Annotated in this window: 13 protein-coding genes; 5 read left to right on the forward strand and 8 right to left on the reverse strand. The window is 75.5% G+C overall.

What is annotated here, in order from left to right:
* Nucleotides 1-23 precede the first annotated feature (23 nt).
* From HKK73_RS00545 to HKK73_RS00565, 5 genes are all read right to left on the reverse strand, one after another.
* A complete protein-coding gene (locus tag HKK73_RS00545) occupies nucleotides 24-770 on the reverse strand; it encodes a glycosyltransferase family 2 protein (RefSeq protein WP_171467191.1) in 747 nt (248 codons plus the stop codon).
* The gene (locus HKK73_RS18995) at nucleotides 767-2,176 is read right to left on the reverse strand and encodes a PIG-L family deacetylase (protein WP_253705725.1); all 1,410 of its coding nucleotides are present in this window, start codon (nucleotides 2,174-2,176) and stop codon (nucleotides 767-769) included. The genes HKK73_RS00545 and HKK73_RS18995 overlap by 4 nt, the downstream gene beginning before the upstream one ends.
* Nucleotides 2,173-3,264 carry an acyl-CoA dehydrogenase gene (locus tag HKK73_RS19000; protein ID WP_171467193.1) on the reverse strand — a complete coding sequence of 364 codons (1,092 nt, stop codon included), beginning with the start codon at nucleotides 3,262-3,264 and terminating at the stop codon, nucleotides 2,173-2,175. Before HKK73_RS19000 ends, HKK73_RS18995 begins: the two co-directional genes overlap by 4 nt.
* A gap of 102 nt (nucleotides 3,265-3,366) precedes the next feature.
* Nucleotides 3,367-4,527 carry a YihY/virulence factor BrkB family protein gene (locus HKK73_RS00560; protein ID WP_171467194.1) on the reverse strand — a complete coding sequence of 387 codons (1,161 nt, stop codon included), beginning with the start codon at nucleotides 4,525-4,527 and terminating at the stop codon, nucleotides 3,367-3,369.
* A 134-nt stretch (nucleotides 4,528-4,661) separates the two neighbouring features.
* The gene (locus HKK73_RS00565) at nucleotides 4,662-5,618 is read right to left on the reverse strand and encodes an L-lactate dehydrogenase (RefSeq protein WP_137280001.1); all 957 of its coding nucleotides are present in this window, start codon (nucleotides 5,616-5,618) and stop codon (nucleotides 4,662-4,664) included.
* A gap of 152 nt (nucleotides 5,619-5,770) precedes the next feature.
* Here HKK73_RS00565 and HKK73_RS00570 point away from each other — a divergent pair, with 152 nt between their 5' ends.
* The gene (locus HKK73_RS00570; protein ID WP_171467195.1) at nucleotides 5,771-6,142 is read left to right on the forward strand and encodes a hypothetical protein; all 372 of its coding nucleotides are present in this window, start codon (nucleotides 5,771-5,773) and stop codon (nucleotides 6,140-6,142) included.
* Nucleotides 6,143-6,594: 452 nt separating this feature from the next.
* Here the strand turns inward: HKK73_RS00570 and HKK73_RS00575 are convergent, their stop codons facing one another.
* Nucleotides 6,595-6,972, reverse strand: a complete 378-nt coding sequence (locus tag HKK73_RS00575; RefSeq protein ID WP_216608026.1) for a hypothetical protein — start codon at nucleotides 6,970-6,972, stop codon at nucleotides 6,595-6,597.
* A 484-nt stretch (nucleotides 6,973-7,456) separates the two neighbouring features.
* Here HKK73_RS00575 and HKK73_RS00580 point away from each other — a divergent pair, with 484 nt between their 5' ends.
* From HKK73_RS00580 to HKK73_RS00595, 4 genes are all read left to right on the forward strand, one after another.
* A complete protein-coding gene (locus tag HKK73_RS00580; RefSeq protein ID WP_171467197.1) occupies nucleotides 7,457-9,796 on the forward strand; it encodes an arylsulfatase in 2,340 nt (779 codons plus the stop codon).
* 103 nt (nucleotides 9,797-9,899) lie between these two features.
* A complete protein-coding gene (locus tag HKK73_RS00585; RefSeq protein WP_021480863.1) occupies nucleotides 9,900-10,376 on the forward strand; it encodes a DUF6325 family protein in 477 nt (158 codons plus the stop codon).
* 23 nt (nucleotides 10,377-10,399) lie between these two features.
* Nucleotides 10,400-10,702 carry an SHOCT domain-containing protein gene (locus tag HKK73_RS00590; RefSeq protein WP_137279997.1) on the forward strand — a complete coding sequence of 101 codons (303 nt, stop codon included), beginning with the start codon at nucleotides 10,400-10,402 and terminating at the stop codon, nucleotides 10,700-10,702.
* Nucleotides 10,703-10,754: 52 nt separating this feature from the next.
* Nucleotides 10,755-11,423 carry a YrhK family protein gene (locus HKK73_RS00595; RefSeq protein ID WP_171467198.1) on the forward strand — a complete coding sequence of 223 codons (669 nt, stop codon included), beginning with the start codon at nucleotides 10,755-10,757 and terminating at the stop codon, nucleotides 11,421-11,423.
* Nucleotides 11,424-11,457: 34 nt separating this feature from the next.
* Here the strand turns inward: HKK73_RS00595 and HKK73_RS00600 are convergent, their stop codons facing one another.
* Both HKK73_RS00600 and HKK73_RS00605 read right to left on the reverse strand, forming a co-directional pair.
* Nucleotides 11,458-13,674 (reverse strand): exo-alpha-sialidase, encoded by a 2,217-nt coding sequence (locus tag HKK73_RS00600; RefSeq protein WP_171467199.1) that lies wholly within the window; start codon nucleotides 13,672-13,674, stop codon nucleotides 11,458-11,460.
* 219 nt (nucleotides 13,675-13,893) lie between these two features.
* Complete coding sequence (locus HKK73_RS00605) at nucleotides 13,894-14,565, reverse strand: hypothetical protein (RefSeq protein WP_076406800.1); 672 nt, start codon at nucleotides 14,563-14,565, stop codon at nucleotides 13,894-13,896.
* Between the last annotated feature and the right edge of the window lie 144 nt (nucleotides 14,566-14,709).

Consider the following 14,709-nt stretch of genomic DNA (forward strand, 5'->3'; position numbering starts at 1 on the left):
TGCGCTCGCCGGGAGGTGGCGCCTCAGGCGGGGAGGTCGTGCGCGAGCAGGTCCTCGCGCAGGTGCCGGGCGTACCCGCCGGGCGTGCGCCCGACGAGGCGCGCCGACGTCAGGACCTCGGCGGACGCGTCGGCGACGACGCGCGCCCCCGCGGCCCGGGCGCGCTCCACCAGCCCCACGTCCTCGTGCTCGGCGACGGGCGCGAACCCGCCCGCGGCGTCGTGGGCCGTGAGGCGGACGCCCAGGTTGGCGCCGTGCACGTGCCCGTTCGCGTGGCCCGGCCGGTGCGTCGCGAGCCACGCGCGCGCCCGGTCCGGCGAGAGCGCGGCCAGCTCGGGGCGGACCGTCCCGACCACGACGTCCACCCCGGCGTCGGCCAGGTCGAGCTGACGCGTCAGCCAGTGGTCGGGCACCGCGGAGTCCGCGTCGGTGCACGCGAGCCACGTGCGGGCGGCGGCACGGTCCCGGCGCACCGCGAGGGCAGCGACCCCCGCGCGCACGCCCGCCCGACGCGCGCGCCCGACGTTCCCGTGCGCGACCTCCACCACCCGCACACCCGCGGCCCGGGCGACGCGCGCGCTGCCGTCGGTGCAGCCGTCGAGCACGACGACGACCGCGACCCGCACCCCCGGGCGGTCCCGCGCGACGGCGGCCGTCGCGCGCCCGAGCGCCGCGAGGCAGCCGGGCAGCAGCTCCTCCTCGTCGCGGGCGGGGACGACCACGACGACGCGCTCGACGGCGCCCGCCGAACCGACCCCCAGGGCGCTCACAGCAGCCCCGTCGCGCGCGCGACCGAGACCGCCGGACGGCGGACGAGCACGTCGAGGACGAAGTCCTCCTCCACGTGGTGCGCGAGCCGGTCGAGCTCCGGGCGGGCGGCGAGGCGCGCGTGCACCTCGTCGCCGCCGAGCGGGTACTCGACGACGTCGTGCCGCCAGTGGCACGCGACGAGCACGCCGTCGTCGGCGAGCGACGCCGTCGCCCGGTCCAGCGCGCGGTCGAGGTCGTCGCGACCGTAGTAGTAGAGGACCTCCGAGAGCACGACGAGGTCGAACGTGCCGTCGGGCCACTCGTCCGGGGTGTCGAGACGCAGCAGCTCGACCTCCGGCCCGAGGCGGCGCCGCGCCTGCGCCAGCGGAGCCTCGGCGACGTCCACGCCGACCACGCGGTCGCAGCGCGCGGCGAGCTCGGCCGTGAGCACGCCCGTCGAGCACCCGAGCTCGAGCGCGGCCCGGAACCGCCGCCGGGGAAGGCTCGCCAGGAGGACGGCCCGCTTGCGCTGCTCGTACCAGCGCGTCTCGAACCCCCAGGGGTCGCGCCGGCCCGCGTAGAAGCGCTCGAAGAACCCCGCGTCGAGGCTCGCGCCCGGGTCCGCGGGCTCCTTCGCGACCCGGCGGCCCGACGCGTCGACGAGCACCTCGACCCCGCGGTCCGCGTGCCGGAGCATCTCCGGGCCGAGCGTCGCCTCGTCGCCCGGCGCCGCGGACAGCGGCTCGACCTGCGTCACGTGGGCGGCGAGGGCGTGCCGCTTGGCGTCCCGGGCCGCGGCGCCGAGGGGGAGGGCACGCAGGGTCGGCCACGGCACCGCGTCGTCGCCCGGGTCCGCCCAGTGCCACAGCCACACGGGGTACTCCAGGAGGCGCAGGCCGAGGCGGTCGGCGACCTCCGCCGCCACCTCGCCCGCGATCCGGTGGTCGCGGTGCCCGTCGCCGCGCCACGGCGCGCACAGCACCACCGACGACGGCGGCACGCCCCCGCCCCTCGGCCCGGCGAGCACGCCGTCCAGCACGTCGCCGAGCACCCGGGCGAGGTCGTCGCGGTGCTCGCGCAGACCGCCGTCGGGCAGGCCGGGCAGCACGAGCCGGGCCGCGGGCGCCAGGACGCCCACCGCCTCGGCCACCTCCGCGCGGCGGACGGCGCGGAGCCGCTCGGGCGAGATCGTCGCGGAGCCCGCGTGCGACGCCTCGCCCTCCGTCGCGACCACCACGGTGACCGCGGCGCCGCGAGCGGCCAGCTCGTGCACGAGTCCCGCCGCACCGAACGACTCGTCGTCGGGATGCGCGGCGAGCACCACGAGGTGCGCGACCTCGCCCACGTCGAGGCGCGGGACGTCCAGGATCCCGGCGCGCACCCAGGCGTCCTCCGACGTGCCGGGCTCGCGGTGGTCGAACGTCACCACGCCGTCGTCCCGTGCGCGAGGAGGGCGCGGCCGAGCGACGCGTCGTCGCGCTCCGCGTGGTGCTGGCGCACGTACAGGCCGAGGTCCGCGACGCGTCGCGCGAAGCGCTCGTCCGTGGTCAGCGGGCCCGGGCCGAGCGCGTGGGCGCAGCGGCGCTGCACCTCCTCGACGACCTCCGCGACGACCCCGCGCACGCGGCGCGCCAGCAGGGAGGCGTCAGAGCCCTCGACGCCCGCGTCGACGGCGCTCGCGGCCTCCGCGAGGACCGCCCGGCCGGCGGCGAGCGCGCGGTCCGTCGCGCCGAGGTGCGCGAGCGCGAGCTGGTCGGGCTCGCGCGCGGCGAGCGCGTCGCGCTGCGTCCGCGCCAGCCCGACGGCACCGCCCCACCAGCACGCCGCGACGCCGATCCCGCCCCACGCGAACCCCGGCCGCTCCAGGTACCAGCCGGGCGCCCCGACCGGCACGGCCGGGACGTCGTCGAACCGGACCGCGGCGCTCACGACCTGGGCGAGCCCGCGCGCGACCCACGGCCCGTCGGCGGGGACGACGCCCGGCGCTCGCAGCGCGACCGCGAACAGCCGGCGACCGGCGTCGGTCCACGCCGTGACGAGCGCGTGCGAGAGGTCGGCGGCGAGGGAGCACCACGGCTTCGTCCCCGAGAGCACCCACGCGCCGTCGCGCTCGTGCGCCTCCAGCCGGACCCCGGGACCCTCCGCCGCGTACACGCCCCAGGTGCTGTCCGGACCCGCCCCGACGGCGTCGAGCGCCACGGGGACCGGGACCTGCCCGAGGATCGCGAGGGCGTCGAGGTGCGGCTCGACGACGCGCGCGGCGCCCACGTCCGTCGCGGCGAGCGAGGCGAGCGCCCCCCAGAGCTCGGCGGTCCGCCCGTCGCCGGGGAACGGTGCCCGGGCTCCGATCGTGCGCGCGTGGTCGAGGAGGGCCGCGACGTCGGTCCCGGCCGCGTCGATCGCGGCGAGCTCGTCGGGCCCGACGAGCGCGGGCCGGTCGGCGAGCGGGGTCGACGGCGGGCCCAGGTACAGCGGGACGAGGCCGGGGATGGTGGGTCGAGCGAGGTCGGGCATGTCGCGGCTCCGGGGGATCGAGTTCGGGCCTCGTCTCGACCCGCCACGACCGTAACCGCGGGGGCGCCGCCGGGCGCGTCGAGCCCGGCGGCGCCCCCGCGGTCAGTCGCGGCGCGGCGTCGTGCCCGGGTCGGTGGCGTCGTCGTCCGCGCTCGTGCGCCCGGTGCCGGGAGAGTCGGTGTCGGTGTCCGTCGACCGGCCGTTCGACTTGCGGAGGGCGCGCGCCTGCTCGACGGCCTCCTCGCGCTTGGCGGCCTTCTTCTCGCTCGCGCGCGTGTCGCGCGGCGGGAGCTGGATGCGCTCCTCCGCGGGCATGCCGCTCTGCAGCTCGCGGCTGCGCTCGACCTCCGCGTCGAGCTCGGCGCCGAGCAGGAGCGCGAGGTTCGTCAGCCAGAGCCACAGGAGGAAGATGATGACGCCCGCGAGGGTGCCGTAGGTCGCGCCGTAGTTGCTCAGCCCGCTGCCGAGGTAGAGGCCGAACGCCGCCGAGGCGACGACCCAGACGAGGATCGCCAGGATCGCGCCCGGGCTGACCCAGCGGAACTTGGGCTGCTTGATGTTCGGCGTGAGGTGGTAGAGCAGCGCGACGAGGATGACGACGAGCAGGAGCGCGACCGGCCACTTCGCGACCTGCCAGACGGCGATCGCGGTGTCCCCGAGGCCGACGAGCACGCCCACCTGGCGCGCGATCGGCCCGGACAGGACGAGGCTCCCGACGACCAGGCCCGCGAGCAGCACGGTGATGACGGTGACACCGAGCATCACGGGGCGCAGCTTCCAGATCGGGCGCCCCTCCTCGATCTCGTAGATGCGGTTCATCGACCGGGAGAACGCGCCCACGTAGCCGGACGCCGACCACAGGGCCAGCACGACACCGATGACGAGCGCGAACCCGGCCTTGTCCGTGTTGGCGGCGTTCTCGACGAGCGGCTTGATCATGTCGAGGGTGGTCTGCGGCACGACGCCCTCGACGCTCTTGAGCACCGACTCGACGGCCTTCTCGCCGTCGCCCACGAGCCCGAGGATCGACACGAGCGCCAGCAGCGCGGGCGCCGACGCCAGCACCGCGTAGTACGTCAGCGCGGCGGCCAGGTCGGTGCACTGGTCGTCCATGAACTCGCGCACCGCGCCCTTGACGGCGAAGCCCCACGACGGCTTGCGCAGGTCCGTGGGGGAGTCGGGCTTGTGGTCGGCGTCGGGGGCGGGCCGCGACTCCTCGTCCCGTGCGGTGCCGGACGCGTGGCGTCCGCTGCTGTCGGTCATGGCGGCCTCCTCGGTGGGCGTCGCCTCGGCGCACGACGCTCGCGTCGGTGGACGGCCTCACGGCGCGTCCCGGACGAGCACCACGCTCCGTGCGCCGGGCTCCACCCGCAAGCGGAGCGCCCCCGCGCCGGCGGCTACTCCAGCCCGAGGTCCTGCTGCGCGGCGTGCAGGGCGTCGGCGGACGCGCGGAGCTGACGCTCCTCGGCCGCCGACATCGTGAGGTCGAGGACCTGCTGGACGCCGCCGGAGCTGATGACGCTCGGCACGGAGAACGCGACGCCGCCGATGCCGCGGTAGTCGTCGTGCACGGTGCCGACGGGCAGCACGGCGTGCTGGTCGCTGACGACCGCCTCGACGATCCGGGCCCCCGCGAGCCCGATCGCGTAGTTCGTCGCGCCCTTGCCCTCGATCACCCGGTACGCGGCCTGGCGCACCTGGTCGGTGATCTCGTCGAGCTCGCCGTGCGTGAAGTGGTGGCCGTCGGGCGAGACCCAGTCGAGGATCGGCACCGGCCCGATGCGCGCCTGCGACCACAGCGCGAACCCCGTGTCCCCGTGCTCGCCCACGATGTCCGCGTGCACGCTCGTCGCCGCGACCCGAGCCTTGTCGGCGATGAGGCGGCGCAGCCGGGAGGTGTCGAGCACCGTGCCGGACGAGAACACGCGCGACGTCGGCAGGCCGCTGATCTGCTGCGCCGCGACGGTCAGCACGTCGCACGGGTTGGTGACGATGCAGTAGACGGCGTCCGGCGCGTGCTCGAGGAGCTGCGGCAGCAGCGTCTCGAGGATCCGGACGTTCGTGCCCGCGAGGTCCAGGCGGCTCTGGCCCGGATCCTGCTTCGCACCGGCGGTGATGACGACGACGTGCGACCCCTCCGCGACCGACGGGTCCGCACCACCGACGACCTGGCTCGCCCCCGTGAACTGCGTGCCGTGCGCGAGGTCGAGCACCTCGGCCTCGACCTTCGCGCGGTTGATGTCGTAGAGCGCCACCGTCCGTGCGGAGCCGCGGATCAGCGCGGCGTACGCCAGGCTGGTCCCCACGCTCCCGGCGCCCACCACCGTGACCTTCGAGCTCTCGACGCGTGTCATGGGCACCACGCTACGCAGACGGCGTCGCCGCGGCTCGTGCGCGCCGTCCGGGAGCGGTGACGGAGGGCCTGGGGCATCATCGGCAGTGCTCCTCGGCCCGCCCGGGGAGGCCGGGCCGCCCAGGCCGGGCGGGGTGCGAGACGAGGACGGTCATGAGAGCTCTGCGGTACCGGGTCGCGGCGGTCGCCGCGGCGGGTGCGGTGCTGGTGTCGGCGGGGGCCTGCACGGCGGACGAGCCGAGCTTCTGCGACGCCGCCCGGTCCTACGAGGAGACCGTCAGGGCCAGCACGGAGTCGCTCACGCGCGACGAGGCCGCGGACGCGTTCGCGCAGGACGCCGAGGCGATGCGCGAGGTCACCGCGCCCGACGAGCTCAGCGCGGACTGGGACCGCGTGACGACGACGGCCGCGGACGTCGCGGACGCCCTGGCCGACGGCGACGACGGGACCGAGCTCCTGCTCGACGACGACTACCAGGACTCGTTCAGGGCCGTCACCGAGCACGTCGAGAACAGCTGTAGCTGAGACGGCTCGCGCGCGAAGGTCGGGAAGGGTGGTCGTGGCTCTGGGCTGACGCCAACGAGCGCCGCAGAGCCCGGGAGCGACGAGCCCCGACCGGCTCAGGGGGTAGCGGCAGAGGCGTCGTCGTGCCGTACCCCTGTCGCGCGGGGAAGCGGCGCGCGCACCGGTGAGGTCCTGGCCGAGCAGGCGCTCGACAGCCCCACCACGCCGTAGGCCGACACCCGGGTGCCGATCCGTCCGAGACGACACCCGGACTCTGCCCGACTCCTCACGCATGGACGACGGACGAGCCTGGGCGTGGGGCTTCGCGCTGCGCGACCGGCCGTCGAGCTGTTCGCGATCGCGACCGTCCTGCTCTGCGTCGCCTGGCTGGCTGATCGGGCGGCGGCAGGGCACGCGGACGACGCTCGGGCCCTACGGGTGGCCGTCGACGGCCGGTCCGTGCTCGGAGGTGATCAGAGCGTCCAGCCCACCCGGGCTTCCATCGGGCCGCCGCACGCTTCCGACCCTCCGACGCGGACCCAGTCGACGGACTTCTCGGTCTCGGCGAGGACTGCTCCGGTCTCGTCGAGGGCGCGCAGCCCGACCGGGTTGGTCCGCGAGAAGACCGTGAAGGACCAGGTGTCACCCTCCCGTGAGGTCGCGATGGCCGGCTCCTGCGCGTCGGGACCTGTCGGCAGCGGTGGTTGCCACCCGGCGTGTCCGCCATCGCGCACCTGAAGATGGTGCACCTCCTCGGTGTCGCCGGTCAGCACCACCTCGAGGAGATCGGCGTACGCGATCGCGGGGCAGACCTCGGCGCCGCCGGAGAGCCGCGAGACGAGGAGCGCCACGACGACCAGCGCCCCGACGACCACGAGGCTCGTCCCCGCCCAGACGGGCAGGCGCACGCGCCGAGGTCTCGGCGGCCGGTGCGCCCGGTCGACGTCCTGCTCCTCCATAGAGTGCCCCCCTCGTCGCGGACCGGTCCCGGTACCGTGCACGTCGCGGAGGACGACCCTGGCCGCGCGCGACATCGAGGACCATCATGGCCGATCCGCCGCCCGGTCAGGCGGTGCGCACCCGTCCCCGCAGGTCCACCCAGCTCTCCTCGCGGAGTCGGGTGTGGCGGCGTCGACCCCACCCGGTTCGCCCGTCGCGGGTGATGCCGCGCCTCGCTCGTCGTCCGTACGGTCGAGCCGATGCCCTCCGCCGCGCCGTCCTGCTGCGCGCCGGTCGGCGACGACGTCGCACCCGCCCACCGCACCTCGGCAGGTCCGCACCCGGGGCGGGCCACGGCGTCGGTCCGCACGGCCCAGGACAGACGGGAGAGCGTGGATGAGCACCGAGCCCCGCCGGACGGTCGTCGGACCGCCGCTGCCCACGGAGCGGTCGTTGCCGTTCCCGCCCCGCCGCTCCGGCAGCGTCGCGGGCCGGACGATCCAGGAGTCGACGTACTCCCCGCGCCCGCCGGAACGCCACCTGCCCCCGGGCACGCCGAACGTCGTCGTGATCCTCATCGACGACGCGGGGCCCGCGCTCCCGACGACGCTCGGGGGCGCCGTCCGCACCCCGACGCTCGACCGGGTGCGCGCGGACGGCATCGGGTACAACCGCTTCCACACGACCGCGATGTGCTCGCCGACGCGCGCGTCCCTGCTCACCGGGCGCAACCACCACCGCGTGGGCAACGGCCAGATCGCGGAGCTCGCGAACGACTGGGACGGCTACTCGGGGCACATCCCGAAGAGCAGCGCGACGATCGCGGAGGTGCTGCGCCAGTACGGGTACGCGACCGGCGCGTGGGGCAAGTGGCACAACACCCCGGCGGAGGAGACGACGACGGCCGGCCCGTTCGACCGCTGGCCCACCGGGTACGGGTTCGAGTACTTCTACGGCTTCCTCGCGGGCGAGGCGTCGCAGTACGAGCCGCACCTCGTGCGCAACACGACCCCGACCCTGCCGCCGAGGACCCCGGAGGAGGGCTACCACCTCAGCGAGGACATCGCCGACGACGCCATGCGGTGGCTGCGCGACCACAAGGCGAACGCGCCGGACAAGCCGTTCTTCGTCTACTGGGCCACCGGCGCGCTGCACGGGCCGCACCACGTCATGAAGGAGTGGGCGGAGAGGTACGCCGGCGCGTTCGACGACGGGTGGGACGCCTACCGGGAGCGGGCCCTCGCGGGCGCGAAGGCGGCGGGCTGGGTGCCCGACGACGCGGAGCTCACCCCGCGCCCGGAGAGCCTCGCCGGCTGGGACGACATCCCCGACGACCAGAAGGCGTTCCAGGCACGGCTCATGGAGGTCGCCGCGGGGTTCGGCGAGCACGCGGACGTCCAGGCCGGGCGCCTGCTCGACGAGGTGGAGCGGCTCGGCTACGCGGACGACACGATCGTCGTCTACATCTGGGGCGACAACGGCTCGTCGGGGGAGGGGCAGAACGGGACGATCAGCGAGCTGCTCGCCCAGAACGGCATCCCCTCGACGGTCGAGCAGCACATCGCCGCCCTGGAGGAGCTCGGGGGCCTCGACGCGCTCGGCACCCCCGCGACGGACAACCAGTACCACGCCGCGTGGGCGTGGGCCGGGTCGTCGCCGTACCAGGGCATGAAGCTGCTCGCGTCCCACCTCGGCGGCACGCGGAACCCGATGTTCGTGAGCTGGCCCGGGCACATCGAGCCCGACCCCGTGCCGCGTACCCAGTTCCACCACGTCGTGGACCTGGTGCCGACGATCTACGAGATCCTCGGCATCTCCCACCCGGAGACGGTGAACGGCGTCCCGCAGGACCCGATCGACGGGACGAGCCTCGCGTACTCGATCGACGACGCCGGGGCCGAGGGCCGCCGTCGGACGCAGTACTTCGAGATCATGGGCAGCCGGTCGATCTACTCCGACGGCTGGATGGCGTCGGCGACCGGCCCACGCCTGCCGTGGGTCCAGGGGATGCCGGCCGGGATCCAGACGTGGACCCCGGACCAGGACCGGTGGGAGCTCTACCACCTCGACGAGGACTGGAGCCAGGCGCACGACCTCGCCGCCGAGCACCCCGAGAAGCTCGCCGAGCTCAAGGAGCTCTTCGCGATCGAGGCGGCACGCAACGACGCGCTCCCGGTGGGCGGCGGGCTGTGGGTGCCGGTCATGCACCCCGAGGACCGGATCAGTCCCCCGTACACCGCGTGGGACCTCTCGGGGGACACCGTGCGCATCCCGGAGTTCTGCGCGCCGGCGCTGGGCAACCGCCCGAACCGGGTCGAGATCCGGCTCTCCGTCCCCGACGCCGCGAACGGCGTGCTCTACAAGCTCGGGGGCGCGGGCGGCGGGCTGACCTGCTTCCTGCTCGACGGCGTCCTCACCTACGAGTACAACCTCTTCCTCGTCCAGCGGACCGTGGTGCGGTCGGGCGCGCCGCTCGCCGCCGGCGACCACACGGTCGAGATCGTCACGACGTACGCCGAGCCGCGGCCGGCCGGGCCGCTCGACGTCGTGCTGCGGCTCGACGGCGAGGAGGTCGGTTCCGGCACGGTGCCCGTCAGCGCGCCGCTGCTGTTCTCCGCGAACGACTGCCTCGACGTGGGACGCGCGTACGGGGGCGCGGTGTCGCGCGCGTACGCGGACCGGATGCCGTTCGCGCTCGACGGGCGCATCGACGGTGTGCACGTCGCGTACCTGTGACGCGACTTCACACTTCCCGGGTGAGGACGCGGACGGCGCCCGGGGGAGAGCCTGGGGGTCGATCCCGTGCGCCGCGCGGGACGGACGCGGGGAGGACGCCACGATGACGCAGGAACTCAGCGACGGGCCCGGTGACGGGCTCGACGACCTCCGGGAGAGCGGGCCCGTCGACTTCCTCGTCGTCGAGCTCCCGACGGACCGCGCGACGGGCGACGCCGCGTTCCCCTACCTCGTCGACCTCGTGGACCGCGGCATCATCCGCGTGCTCGACCTGGTGGTCGTGCGCCGCGAGGACGACGGCGGCGTGACGGCCGTCGGGCTCGAGGAGCTCGACGACGGGTCGACGGAGCTCGCGGTGTTCGAGGGCGCGCGGTCGGGGCTGCTCGACGACGACGACCTCGCGCAGGCGGTGGACGCCGTCGAGCCCGGCATGACGGCCGTCGTGCTGGTGTACGAGAACGTGTGGGCGGCGCCCTTCGCGACCGCGCTGCGCCGCAACGGTGCCCAGCTCGTCGCGAGCGGGCGCATCCCGGTCCAGGCGCTCATCGCGTCGCTGGACGCCACCGAGCCGGTCGGCTGACCGGCGCCAGGAAGGAGACCACCGTGCCAGGACTGCTCCGCGGCGTCGCCCGCACCGCCGTCGTCGCCGGGACGGCGACCGCCGTCTCGAACCGTGTCTCGCGCCGCCAGGCGGGCCGCTGGGCCGCGCAGGAGGAGCCGCAGTACGCGGCCCCGCCGCAGCAGCCGCAGTACGCGGCGCCGCCACCGCAGTACGCCGCGCCGGCACCTGCCCCGGCGGCCACGGACGCGCGCATCGAGCAGCTGACGCAGCTCGCCGCGCTCCGCGACCAGGGCGTGCTCACCCCGGCAGAGTTCGAGGCCCAGAAGGCCCGCATCCTCGCCTGACACGGCCGGTCCGCCGTCGCGCGGGCCGGCCCGGCACGGCGGAAGGACGAGCATGACCCGCACCCGCACCGCCGACCCGGGGCGCCGCCTGCGGCGCGAGGCGTGGGGGTTCGCGGCGGGATCGCTGTGCTTCCTCGTCGGCGCGCTCCCGCCGTACGCGGGCGCGGTGGGCGCCGTGGCGACCGGGGTGACGTTCGTCGTCGGCTCGGTGTTCTTCACGGCCGCGGCGTTCGTCCAGCTGGGCCTGAGCGGGCGCCGCCCGCCCCGCACGGGCACGCCGCCCGCCGACCGCTGGGACTGGTGGTCCGCGGCCGTGCAGCTCGTCGGGACGCTGTGCTTCAACGTGAGCACGACGGCGGCCCTCGTCGCGGCCGTGAAGGCCCCGACCGCGCTGTGGGTGGGGTGGAGGCCCGACGCCTACGGCTCGGTCGCGTTCCTCGTGTCGTCGGCGCTCGCGGTCCTCGCGACGCGCGACCGGGGCCATCTGTGGGACACCGACGCGCGCACGTGGCACGGCACGTGGCTGAACATGATCGGCTCCGTCGCCTTCGCGGCGTCCGCCGTCGGGGCGTACGTCGACCCGTCCACGGGCACGTACCTGAGCGCGTGGTGGGACGACGCCGGGACGCTCCTCGGCGCCGTCTGCTTCCTCGCCGCCGCGCTGCTCTCGCGCCGGTCGGCCGGTGTCCCCGCCCGCACCGACGCAGTCCCGGCCGGGTGACGCCCCCGCGTCGCCCGGCCGGGCGCTCCCGGGGTCAGGAGCAGTCGGCCGCCGCGTAGTCGGCGTCCACGGCCGCTGCGGCCGTCCCGGCGCTCGCGCTCCCGGCGTCGACCGACGCCGCGCGGACCGCGAACGACTGGTACGCCGCCCGGCCCGGCTGGACGCCCGCCACCGTGCGCTCGCCGTACGGCGTGCGCAGGGTGACGTCGGTGGGCTCGTCGCCGGTGTTGCGCGCCGTGACCGCGACGTACGCGCCGCCGGCGAGGCAGCGGCTCGTCGCCTGGACCGCGAGCGCGGCCGGGGCGGCGGCGAGCTCGACCGTCGGACCGTCGAGCTCGACGACCGTCACGCTCGACCCGGAGGTCGAGGTCCACGTCGTGGCGGGCGTGAACGACCCGCGGTCGAGGTCGGCCTGCGTGACGACGTGGTGCGCGAACGTGCACGTGTACGACCCCTCGGCCGGGAGGTTCCGGTACCGGCAGTTCTGCGCGGCGTTCGCGGGGTCGAGCCCGGCGAGGTTGCCCGTGGGCACCACCTGGGTCGCGGCCGTCGAGAGGTTGCGCACGTCGAACGTGAAGCTCAGGCGGTCGCCCACGGCGTACGACGGCTGGGGGTTCGCGTGCGTCCCGCGCACGCTGATGTTCCCGGGCGCGCCGAAGTACACGCCGGGACCCTCGTGCTCCACGGTGGTGACGGTCGTGCCGGACGTCGACGTCCACGTGGTGCGCGGGGCGAAGAAGCCCGCGTCGAGGTCGGCCTGCGTGATCGTGTGCCGGGCGGACGTGCACGTGTACGCCGCGCGCGCCCCGAGGTTGCGGTAGCGGCAGTTCGGCGCGCCCTGCGCGGGGTCGAACCGGTCGAGGTCACCCGTCGGCGAGACGGTCGTCACGGCGTCGGACAGGTTGGTCACCGTGAACGAGTAGGTGGCGACGTCGCCGACCTTCCAGCCGCCGGCCGGGGTCGCGCTCGTGACGCTCGCCGCGGTGACCTCGACCTCGCCCGGCGTGCTGCTCGGGGCCGCGAGGAGCCAGTCGTGGTCGAGCTTGGCGAACCGGATGCCGCCCCCGCCACCGCCGGGCTCGTAGAGCAGGCCGACGGTCCCGTCCGCGAGCGTGGCGAGCGTCGAGTACGCCATGCCGCCCGGCTGGAAGACGCGCGCGACGGGCCACGTCTCGCCGTCGTCGTAGCTGACGCGGACGGTGCCGTTGACGCGCCCGGTCTGCGACGCGGCGTTCGAGAAGAGGAGCACCTTCGCCTCGGCCGACCCCTGCGGCGCGTTCGGGTAGGCGCGCACGATCGACGCGTTGTTGGTCGGGTCGGGCAGCTCGGTGTCGAGGGTGACCGGCCCGTACGTCACGCCGCCGTCGGTCGAGTACGCGACCTTGCGGTACTTCGACCCGGCGGAGTCGCGCGAGTTGAGCATGACGCGCCCGTCCGAGAGCTCGACGGTCTTGTTCTCGTCCATGCCCGTGCCGACGGGCTGCCCGACCTGCCAGGTCGCGCCGTGGTCGTCGGAGTAGACGGACACGGCCTGGAACTGGCCGGAGCCGTTGATGATCGTGTACTGCTGCACGAGCCGGCCCGCGTGGGGGCCGTACCGGAGCTGGATGCCCTGGCCCGACGCGGCGAAGCGCGAGCGCCACCCGAGGTCCGCGGTGACGTCGGCGGTGATGGTGCGGTGGGTCCACGTGCGGCCGTCGTCCGTGGAGGCGGAGACGTTGGCGTGGATGACGTCGCGCGCGGTCGGGTCGACGCCCGGCCGGGAGCCGCCGAAGCCCTGGTCGTAGGACTTCACGTGGAAGTTGAAGATCGTCCCCGTCTCCCGGTCGACGACGTAGCTCGGGTCGGAGTAGCCCTCGATCGGCGCGGTGGTCTTCCCGGCGGCGACGACCTCCTGCGGCCCCCACGTGACGCCGTCGTCGGTGGAGCGGCGCTGGAGGATCGAGTTCGGCCCGGGGGAGTCGGCCGCGGTGGGGCGGCCGTCGTACGAGGCGAGGACGTCGCCGTTGGGCGCCACGGTGAGCGCGGGGATGCGGTAGTTGGGGAAGCCGCCCTGGCCGTTCGTCGCGAGCTGCTGCTCGGTGTACGAGCCCGGTCCGCCGATGGCGGGCGCGAGGTCGAAGTCGGGGGCGAGGGTCGTGTGGTGGGCCGACGCCGTCGTGACGGGGGCGACGACGCCGCCCACCGCGAGCGCGAGCGCCGCGGCGACGGTCACCGCGCGGTGCGCGGGTCTGCGGAGGTGTCCGATCATGCCGTTCCTTCCGGTCGGTGCTCGGCGCGGGCGGACGGTCGCGGGGGAACGCGGCGACGCTGCCGAGAACGCTTGAACAGATGATGTCAGATGTCTGACGTCAGGAAGGTAGCCCGGCGGGTCGGCAGGGTCAAGGGCGGCGCGCGGACAGCACGACGCCCGCGGCCGCGCGGGGTGCGCGGCCGACGGGCGTCGGTGGGGTCGGAGCTCTCCGGCGGCTCAGCCGCGGCGGGTCCGGCGGGACGCGATCACGACGGCGGTGCCCGCGGCGGCGAGCACCGCGGCGATCCCGGCGTACAGCGCTGCGCTCACGCCGGTCTCCGCGAGGCCCGGGTTCGCCGCGGAGGCGCTGACCGTGCTCGAGACGGGGACGACGCCGGCCGGGTCGCCGAGCCCGGGCGGGTTCGTCGCGCAGTCGGGGGACGCCGGCGGGTAGACGGTCGTCACGACGACGTGGGGGTTGACCTCGAAGCGCACGTCGACGGAGGGGCGCACCCAGTCGTACTCGTCGCCCTCGACCCACCGGCCGTCCTCGAGGCGCCAGCCGGGCCAGTCGACCCCGCGGCCGGAGTCGTCGACGACCGCGCCGGGCCACAGGAGGCGGCCCGAGAGCGGGAGCCCGCTCTGCACGACGCTCTCGCCGTCGGGGTTGATCCACGTGACCGTCGCGGTGTCGTGGTCCGTGCCCTCCACCTCGATCGCGTAGTCGAGGTACGCGGCGTCGCTCTCGCACACGGGCGCGAGGGTCGTCAGGCGCATCGAGGGCTCGGTCGGCACGTAGGTGTCGCCCTCCGCCGCGTGGGCCGGCCCCGCGAGGAGCGCGGCGGTGGCAGCGAGGGCGGCGGCGGCGGTGGCCCGCCCGGCGGCGCGGCGCCCGGTCGAGGTGCTCATGGTGGTTCCCGTCGGGTCGTGGTCGGTCGGGTCTCGGCGGTCGTCGTCCACGGGCGCCGCCGTACCCCCGCGGACCAGCGGGACCGGAGCAGCAGGGGCACGGGCGTGTCGGACACGAGAGGCGGCACCGCCGTCGTCGCCGAT

This window comes from Cellulosimicrobium sp. 72-3, assembly GCF_013127315.1.
GTDB classification, from domain to species: Bacteria; Actinomycetota; Actinomycetes; order Actinomycetales; family Cellulomonadaceae; genus Cellulosimicrobium; species Cellulosimicrobium funkei.